Consider the following 8419-nt stretch of genomic DNA (forward strand, 5'->3'; position numbering starts at 1 on the left):
GAGCTGGCTGTCTCCAGTCCCCTGCGCATAGAGCCGGGCTACTCGGCCGTCCAACTCTGAAGCGTTTATTGCGAAGTTTCCACTTCATACCTACGGTAAGCGCATGCGACCGAAGCACGAGCCTGAGCAGATCACCGACCTGTCACGGTTGAGGGCGTTCATGAACCCGCTGCGGATGCAGCTGTACCGGCTGCTGTACGCCGCGGGCACCGCGACCGCCTCTCAGCTCGCCGAGCATGTCGACGAAACGCCCTCGCTGGTCAGCTACCACTTGCGCAAGCTGGCTGAGCACGGCTTCGTGACCCAGGCGAGTGACCAGGGGGCCGACGGCCGCGAGCGCTGGTGGCAGGTGGCATCTGAAGAGGGCTGGGGCTTCCGTGACTCGGACTTCGCGGACACGCCCGAGGGAGCCGCCGCGGTCGGCGCGGTGACCCGAGGGATCTTCGACACCCGCGTCGCCCAATACCGCACGTATCTCGACCAGAAGTCCGCCTGGGGGAAGGCGTGGACCGACGCGTCCTTCAGCTCCGAGTGGCTGCTCGACCTCACCCCGGCCGAACTCGCCGAGATGAGCGACGAGCTTGAGGCACTGGCCCGGCGCTGGCGGGGGCGCGGCAAGGCCGCCAAGGCGGCCGACGACACCGAGGACCGCGAGCACGTGTCTGTGCACCTATACGGCTTTCCCTTCCGGCCCTGACTCAGCCGAATTCCCAACGTACTTGGAGCCCACCATGGCCACCCCAGAGACGGTCCTGCCCAAAAACGCCGCCACACCGGCTCACCGCGACGGCAACGTGTTGCGCTGGCTCACCGCCTACACCGTCTCCCTCATTGGCGACAGCGTGTACTTCGTCGCCCTGGCCTGGTCCGCCCAGAAGGCCGCCGGTCCTACCGAAGTCGGCCTCGTCATGGCTGCCGGGGCAGTACCACGAGCGTTACTCATGCTCGGTGGGGGCGTGGTGGCCGACCGGTTCGACCCCCGCCGGGTGATTCTCGGCAGTGACACGCTGCGCTGCCTCCTCATCCTGGCGGTGGCCGCCGGTATCGCACTGACGGCTCCGGCCTTGTGGATCCTGGTCACGGTGGCGCTCGTCTTCGGCGCCGTCGACGCACTGTTCGTACCCGCTGTCGGTGCTCTTCCGCCCCGGATCACCGCCCCCGACCAGTTGGCCCGGGTCACCGGCATGCGCTCGCTGTCGACGCGCCTCAGCCAGATCGCGGGACCGCCGATCGGCGGCCTGGCCATGGGACTCGGTGGACCCGCAGCCGCCTTCACCATCGCCGGACTGCTCATCGCCCTGTCCCTGCCGCTCCTGATGGCGATACGGATACGACCTCTCGTGGCGCCCGACGCGGAGCGGCCGGAGCCCGGCACCGCGCGGCAGGACCTGCTCGACGGCCTGCGCTACATCCGCCGCCACCGACTCATCGGCCCGCTCGTCGCCGCCGGCGCCGTCTGCGAACTCGGCCTCACCGGCACCCTCAACGTCGGCATGGTGCTCCTCAACGCCGAGCGCGGCTGGGGTCCTTCCGGCTACGGCTGGATCGTCAGCAGCTTCAGCGCAGGAGCTGCGGCTAGCGCCGCGTTGCTCGCGATCGCCGGTTGGCTGCCGCGTGCCGGCCTGATGATGGCCGGGACGCTGCTCGTGGGCTGCGCGGGTGCGGCCACGATCGCTCTGGTACCGACCCTGTGGCTCGCCGCGGTGCTGGCTGCGGTCATCGGACTGTGTGCGGGCGTCTTCGGCAGCCTGGACAACGCCCTCATACAGACTGCGGCGGACCCGGCCTATCTTGGCCGGGTCACCTCCGTGGTCATGCTCACCATGGTCGGTCTCGCCCCCCTCAGCTATCCGCTGGTCGGTGCCGCCATCGGAGCCTGGGGCGCCGCCCCGGTGTTCGTCGCCTGCGGCATCTTCGCCAGCCTGGGCGTGGGCATCGCCCTGGCCTCCGACGCGGTGCGGCACGCCGAACTGCCCCGGCAGCGGCCAGGCGTGACCGTCTAAGCAACCCAACCGCAGCCCCGCCGACCAGCCCGCAGCAGGGGCTGGTCGGCGTCTCCCGATGATTGGCGGTCACTCGCCGTCTACGGCATCCGGATCGCGCAGTGGCCGCAAGCCTCCGGGCAGGTCGGGGAGCTGGAAGGAGTAGCGGCCGAGCATGTTGATGTGCTGCCGCACGAACGGCGAGAGGCGGGCCACGTCCTCGTCGCGGACATCGAAGCCGTCCGCGCGCAGCTGGTTGACCGCGGCGTCCATATAGCGGGTGTTGAAGAGGACGACGGCGTTGAGGACCATGCCGAGGGCGCCGATGTGGTCTTATCCGAACTAGCCCCAATGCCGTGCAGTTAGCGCTCGGTGTTGGGCGTCAAGGCGTCTGAAGAAGAGATGAAGCTCCTGCTAGAACCGTGTCGACCAAGATCACTGTTCAGTAGGAGCTCCATTGGACGCCAAGTCTGTCATTTCTCATGAGGTAGCGGTCGCCGCGGGGCGGTTCGCGCCAGGCCATCTGGGCGAGTTAACGCGGATCGTCCCGTTCGAGATGGTCGACGAGGTGCTGACCGAGAGCGGCAGGACACAGCAGCGGATACGTGACCTTCCCTCTCGTGTGGTCGTATACCTGCTGCTGGCCGGGGCCCTGTTCCCCGGGATCGGCTGGCAGCAGGTGTGGCAGCGGTTGACGGCGGGCCTGGAAGGACTGGAGACAGCAACTCCGACGGCCGGTGCGTTGGCGCAAGCCCGCAGGCGGGTCGGGAGCGGGCCGCTGCACCGCTTGTTCGACCTGCTGCGCGGACCGGCCGCCGGGGTTGCCACCGTGGGAACGCGGTGGCGGGGTCTACTCGTCTGCGCTGTCGACGGCACGCTGGTGGCCGTGCCCGACAGCCCGGCCAACAGGGCCGAGTTCGTCAGGCACCGCTGGAACAACGGCGGTGCGGGATACCCCTCGCTCCGTCTGCTGGTCCTGGTGTCCTGCGGCACCCGTACCGTTTTGGACGCGGTGTTCGGGCCGACTACGAACGGGGAGACGTTCTATGCCCCGACCCTGGTCCGCAGCCTTCGCGAGGGCATGATCGTTCTGCTGGACCGGAACTTCGCCGTTCAGGCGCTGGTCGAGGCGATCACCAGGACGGGCGCGCATGTTCTGGTCCGCGTGAAAGAACACCGCAGGCTGCCGGTCCTGCAGCGTTTCCCCGACGGCTCCTACCTGTCCAGGCTCGGAGCCGTTGCGGTCCGCGTCATCGACTGCGAGATCACCGTCAGCACCTCTCAGGGGCGCCACATCGGCGCCTACCGTCTCGTCACGACCCTCACCGACTCCCACGCGCACCCCGCCACCGAGCTGATCAGGCTCTACCACGAGCGATGGGGTGCGACACGAAGTCGCACGAGACTGAGTGAACTACCTGATCGGAGGATCGACTTGATGTCGACAGCGTAGTTCCGGGCCAGTGCTCAAGGCCCGTCCCCACTTCGACATGCGTCGCCGGTAACGGTGGGGTGTGGAGCTCGAAGGAGAAGCCCAAGGGTCCCCGTGCCATCCGGGGGCCACAGGCAAGGGGAAGACCGGACGGGTGAACGCAAGTGAACCCCTGATGATGCTTCGTGATCGTGGGCCCCGCCGATGGATTGCTCCAGCGGGGTGCAGGACTGGTCGCTGAGAAGCGGCAGGCGCCGGCTGAAGACCCAACGTCAGCCGGGAGAGCATCGCCGTCCCGGAGTTTAGGGGGCACCCACCCCGGTCGTATCTCACTCGTGTGGAACGTGGAAACCCCGCTGGGGTCCGGACGCGCAAGCGTCCGGTCAGCCGACCGTAAGGAAGGCCCAACTCCCCAGCGGGCACAGGATGACCCAAGAAGCCAACGCCGGTCGCCGAAAGGCAGCGGGAAACCGGGGCAGATGACCAGCGCCTCCGCTGGCCGTCCCGCATAACCTGCCGGATAACGGGCTCTGCCCGGACCCGCAAGGGTGCTGACGTGGGTCAGGTGGGCCTGTGAGGACCCGATGACCATCAACGCTGAAACCAAAGGGCAAGTTGGACACCGTGGCGACAACATCTCCCGTGGCGGACACCGTCCAGGACGACAGTGCCGTCACGGCGAACGGACCTGAGGACGACTTCACCGACTGGCAGTCGACCGACTGGCAGGGCGCGGAGAACGAAGTACGGCGGCTGAGGCAGCGGATCTTCACGGCATCGCAGGCAGGGGACCTCAAGAAGGTCCGCAATCTCCAGAAACTGATGCTCCGCTCCCGCTCCAACATGCTGGTGAGCGTGCGGCGGGTGACGGAGATCAACGCTGGCCGCAAGACGGCGGGGGTCGACGGTCGGGTTGTCCTGCTACCCCAGGGGAAGGCCGAACTGGCCGACTGGGTGCAGCACCGGGCAGCGCCGTGGAGGCCCTTGCCCGTCAGACGGGTCTATATCCCCAAGGCCAATGGCCGTCAGCGCGGCCTCGGAATTCCCGTGATCATCGACCGGTGTCTTCAAGCCGTGACGCTGAACGCGCTGGAACCCGAGTGGGAGGCACGGTTCGAGCCGAGATCCTATGGATTTCGTCCCGGCCGTGGCTGCCACGACGCGATCGGAGCGATCTTCCTGACCGCCAAGGGCAAGAGCCCGAAGCGCCAGTGGGTCCTTGACGCAGACCTGGCAGCGGCGTTCGACCGCATCGATCACGACCGTCTCATGGCCTCGATCGGACAGTTCCCCGCCCGGGGACTGGTCGAGCAGTGGCTCAAGGCGGGAGTACTCGACCGCGGCGTTCTCGCCCCGACCGAGGAGGGGGTCCCGCAAGGCGGGATCATCTCCCCGGCGCTGATGAACGTGGCCTTGCACGGGATGGAAGAGGCTGCCGGAGTCCGCTACCGCCCCACCGGCCCCAAGGCCGGTGAACTGGCAGTGGGCTCGCCGACCTTGATCAGGTACGCCGACGACCTGGTGGTGCTCTGTCACAGTCGTGACGAGGCTGAGCAGGTCAAGGAGCGGCTCGCCCGGTGGCTCAGGCCCCGGGGTCTGGCCTTCAACGAGGACAAGACGCGCATCGCGCACCTCGACGAGGGCTGTGACTTCCTGGGCTTCACCGTCCGCCGCTACCACGGCATGCTGCTGATCAAGCCGAGCAAGGCATCCGTGCGACGGATCCGGGCACGGCTCACCGCCGAGGTGCTGGCCCTTCGGGGGCAGAACGCGGCGGCGGTGATCGCCAAGCTCAACCCGATCATCCGGGGCTGGGCTGCCTACTTTCGGGGAGTGGTCTCCAGCGAAGTGTTCACCTCGCTGGACAACCACGTGTGGAGGCTGATCTACAAGTGGGCCCGCCACACACACCCGAACAAGCCGAACGGCTGGGTGACCTCCCGGTACTTCGGCCGGTTCAACGAGTCCCGGCAGGACCGGTGGGTGTTCGGTGACCGCGAGAGCGGCCGCTACCTCACCAAATTCGCCTGGACCAGGATCGTCAGACATCAACTCGTCGTCAAAGGGGCGTCCGTGGACGACCCGGCGCTGACCGAGTACTGGGCCTCGCGGCGACGCAGGAACAAGCCCCCGCTCAGCCCTCGCCTGCTGAGTCTGCTCCAAGGACAGCGCGGCCGGTGCCCGCTTTGCGGAACGCTTCTCCTGCACGCCGACCAGCAGCCGCAGAGCCCCCAGGCATGGGAGCAATGGCTGCGGGCGATCCGGACGGCGGTACGCGCGAACGCGCTCACCGCCGAAGCGGACGGAAGCCAGTCCGACGATCCCGTCACCTTCCGACTCACCCACGTTCACTGCCACCGCTGGCGCGGCGGCAGTGAACCACGCTGACCAGCCACTCTGGCTGCCCGTGGGCCTTCAGGGCCTGCTTGAGCCGGATGCGGTTAACGCCGCCCGTCCGGTTCTGAGGGGGGTGCGGCGCAGCAATGCGCCGCACCTACCCGACAGGTCGAGACCTCCTACCTGGAGATCAAGTCCACCCTTCTGGGCGGCCGGGTTCTTCGAGCCCGGACCCCTGCCGGCGTCGCCCAGGAAGTCTTCGCCCTACTGGTCACCTACCAGGTCCTGCGTCTGGCCATGGCGGATGCCACCGCCACCCGCCCCGCCATCGACCCCGACCGGGCCAGCTTCGCCATCGCCCTGAACACCGCCCGCGACCTGCTCATCCAGGCCGCGGGCATCTTCACCGACACAGTCGTCGATCTCGTCGGCACCATAGGCCGCCGAGTCCTGGCCGACCTCATGCCCGCCCGACGCATCCGCACCCGGCCACGCGTCGTCAAACGCGCCATCTCGAAGTACAACGCCAGAGGCACCGTCGATAGAACCAGCTACAAAGCCACCATCAGCATCGACATCCTGACCACCCGCACAACTTGACGCCCAACACCGAGCGCTAACTACACGGCATTGGAACTAGCCCAGCTCGGCCGCAGGTCCGCTTGCCAGCCGTCGTTCACCACAGAAAGTAGTCGTGAAGAAGTTGGGTGGACGGGTTCCGTCGGGCGTGTCGTGGACGTCGTCCGCGCGCGCATTGCGATCCTACTTGTCGGCGTACGAGTGCAAGGCGCCAGCTCGGTACGGATAAACGTCCCCAGTTCGGTGGCTCGGATCGTGATCGTGCGAGGATGTGCGAGTGGGGACTCCGAGGGCTTCTTTCCGTTGGCAGCGCATGATCGAAGCGCTTGCCGTACTTGGTGCGGACTCGGCCGATCAGCTCGCCTGGATCGACGAGCACAAGGTCGTGACCGACGAGCTGGCCCTGGAATTCGATGACGCCTTTCGCTTGATAGCCGACCTCCAGCAGGAAGAGTTCCTGGATACGGAAGCCTTGGGCAAGCTGCAGCTGATTGACGCGGTGCTCGAGGGGATGAGCGGCAGAGAGAACGCCGAGCGTTGGTCAAGGGAAGCACTGGCCACCGACGCAGGGTGGCGTCAGGTTCGGACCCTCGCGCGCGACCTGCTGGTCAGCTTGCAGGGTGATCGGCGCCGGACACTGAGCCTTTTCCATCCTCAGTCTGAGCTGGCCAGGTGGAGGGTGAGGACGGCTTGGACGAGGCTTGTGATTCGGGTGGTCGAGCAGCGGAGCTTGCGGAGGAGCCGCCAGGACTTGAGGGTGGCGATGGCCTGTTCGACCAGTGCTCGTACCTTCGCGTGGGCCCGGTTGACGGCCTGCTGGCCGGCGGAAAGGCTGTCCCATCGGCCGCGGTAAGGGAGGCGGACCGTGCCGCCCGCGCCCTGGTAGCCCTTGTCCGCCCAGCAGTTGATGCCGGCCTGGGCGAGAGCGTCGATGATGCCGTGCTCGCGTGCGGCCCTGACGTCATGGACGGCACCGGCCAGAGCTGGTGAAGCCCACAGGAGACGGCCCTTCGGGTCGGCTATGACCTGCACGTTCATGCCGTGCTTCTTGTGTTTGCCCGAGTAGAACGGCCGGTCGGCGGCGATTCTGTCGATCGGCAGAAGTGTCCCGTCCAGGATCAGGTACGCCTTCATCGATGCGGCCCGTACTGCCTCGGCGAGTGTGGGGGCAAGGGCGGCCAGGAGCTCAACGGCCTCGGTGACGTACCGGTAGACGGTGGTCGTGCCGACCCCGAAACCGGCCGCGAGCTGGGCATAGGGCTGGCCGTTGCGGAGGTGGGTGAGGGTGAGCAGGGCCTGCCGCCCCGCGCTCAGGCGCCGCCATCGGGTGCCGAGAGTGCGTCGGTGTTCCCTCAGACGGGCGGCGAGGAAGCGGAGGGCAGAGCTGGAAACGTCGACGCCGGACGAGTAGACAAGCATGCGAAGCCTCTGGTGGAGACGGTTCTCTTGGTCGAAAACCCATCTACCAGGGGCTTCACCCGTCTGTCAGGCCAACTACCCAGCCTGCACGCGAGGTTGGAAAAAGCTCACTTCCCGAGATTCACGTCGTGCGATGACAGGATCGGGCGGTTCGTTCAGGCCACGTCGGCTCGGCGGCCGGGGGCACGATCAGTCGTCTTCGAGTCGCTGGAAAACCTCAGAGAACTCGTCGTTCTCGATCAGTCCGGCGATTACCTGGGTCATGTTGTCGATGCCGGGATCCCGGACGATCAGGCCGTCCGAGACCCAGAAGTAACGGCCGCCGAGAGCCTCGTCGGTTCCTGCCCAGGTCTGCATCAAGCGTTCGACCTCTGCGACCGTGAAGACGGTTGCGCTCCACCGGGAGCTGTCCGTGAGGTCCACGAAGACGTCGACGTTGCACACCAAGTCCAAGTCCTCGCGTGAGCTGGGCAGGAACGATGCCTCGAAGTCGTCCGTCCGGACCCGGTACCAGGGCCCGTCCCAACCTCGTTGGACCGATCCGGCCAATGCACTGTGACTCATCGTGCGAGTGTCTCCGGCCAGCGTGACGATCTCAACCAGGATCCTCAGCCGTGCTCCTGCCCGCGACATAGCTGGGGACGTTCATCCGTACACGTCTGGGGAGCTT

At 67.0% G+C, this 8419-nt stretch carries 7 protein-coding genes and 1 pseudogene; 5 read left to right on the forward strand and 3 right to left on the reverse strand.

Annotated elements, in window-relative coordinates; all coding sequences use genetic code 11:
• Window positions 1-103 precede the first annotated feature (103 nt).
• Window positions 104-697, forward strand: a complete 594-nt coding sequence (locus SZN_RS33105; RefSeq protein WP_043734358.1) for a winged helix-turn-helix domain-containing protein — start codon at window positions 104-106, stop codon at window positions 695-697.
• A 34-nt stretch (window positions 698-731) separates the two neighbouring features.
• Complete coding sequence (locus SZN_RS33110; protein ID WP_007503725.1) at window positions 732-2003, forward strand: MFS transporter; 1272 nt, start codon at window positions 732-734, stop codon at window positions 2001-2003.
• Window positions 2004-2072: 69 nt separating this feature from the next.
• On the opposite strand, the pseudogene SZN_RS33115 reads toward SZN_RS33110, so the two are convergent.
• Window positions 2073-2315: pseudogene (locus tag SZN_RS33115) on the reverse strand (Tn3 family transposase); the annotation flags it as partial.
• 124 nt (window positions 2316-2439) lie between these two features.
• On the opposite strand from SZN_RS33115, the gene SZN_RS33120 reads away from it, so the two are divergent.
• The 3 genes from SZN_RS33120 (at window position 2440) to SZN_RS33130 (ending at window position 6351) form a co-directional block, all read left to right on the forward strand.
• On the forward strand, window positions 2440-3435 hold the full coding sequence (locus tag SZN_RS33120; protein ID WP_007503729.1) for an IS4 family transposase: 996 nt from the start codon (window positions 2440-2442) through the stop codon (window positions 3433-3435).
• A gap of 621 nt (window positions 3436-4056) precedes the next feature.
• The gene (gene ltrA, locus SZN_RS33125; protein ID WP_007503730.1) at window positions 4057-5802 is read left to right on the forward strand and encodes a group II intron reverse transcriptase/maturase; all 1746 of its coding nucleotides are present in this window, start codon (window positions 4057-4059) and stop codon (window positions 5800-5802) included.
• A 246-nt stretch (window positions 5803-6048) separates the two neighbouring features.
• Window positions 6049-6351, forward strand: a complete 303-nt coding sequence (locus SZN_RS33130; protein ID WP_007503733.1) for a hypothetical protein — start codon at window positions 6049-6051, stop codon at window positions 6349-6351.
• Between the two features lie 633 nt (window positions 6352-6984).
• Here SZN_RS33130 and SZN_RS33135 read toward each other — a convergent pair.
• Window positions 6985-7749, reverse strand: coding sequence for an IS5 family transposase (locus tag SZN_RS33135; RefSeq protein ID WP_007503735.1), 765 nt, complete (start codon window positions 7747-7749; stop codon window positions 6985-6987).
• Window positions 7750-7938: 189 nt separating this feature from the next.
• Window positions 7939-8313: a hypothetical protein gene (locus SZN_RS33140; protein WP_043734362.1), complete on the reverse strand. Its 375-nt coding sequence runs from the start codon at window positions 8311-8313 to the stop codon at window positions 7939-7941.
• Window positions 8314-8419 lie beyond the last annotated feature (106 nt).

The sequence above is a fragment of the Streptomyces zinciresistens K42 genome (assembly GCF_000225525.1).
Taxonomy (GTDB): Bacteria; Actinomycetota; Actinomycetes; order Streptomycetales; family Streptomycetaceae; genus Streptomyces; species Streptomyces zinciresistens.

Excerpts from the sequence above, each read along its gene's own strand:
- SZN_RS33105 (WP_043734358.1), top strand. The coding sequence starts at position 104 with ATGCGACCGAAGCACGAGCCTGAGCAGATCACCGACCTGTCACGGTTG.
- SZN_RS33110 (WP_007503725.1), top strand. The coding sequence starts at position 732 with ATGGCCACCCCAGAGACGGTCCTGCCCAAAAACGCCGCCACACCGGCT.
- SZN_RS33130 (WP_007503733.1), top strand. The coding sequence starts at position 6,049 with ATGGCGGATGCCACCGCCACCCGCCCCGCCATCGACCCCGACCGGGCC.
- SZN_RS33135 (WP_007503735.1), bottom strand. The coding sequence starts at position 7,749 with ATGCTTGTCTACTCGTCCGGCGTCGACGTTTCCAGCTCTGCCCTCCGC.
- SZN_RS33140 (WP_043734362.1), bottom strand. The coding sequence starts at position 8,313 with ATGAGTCACAGTGCATTGGCCGGATCGGTCCAACGAGGTTGGGACGGG.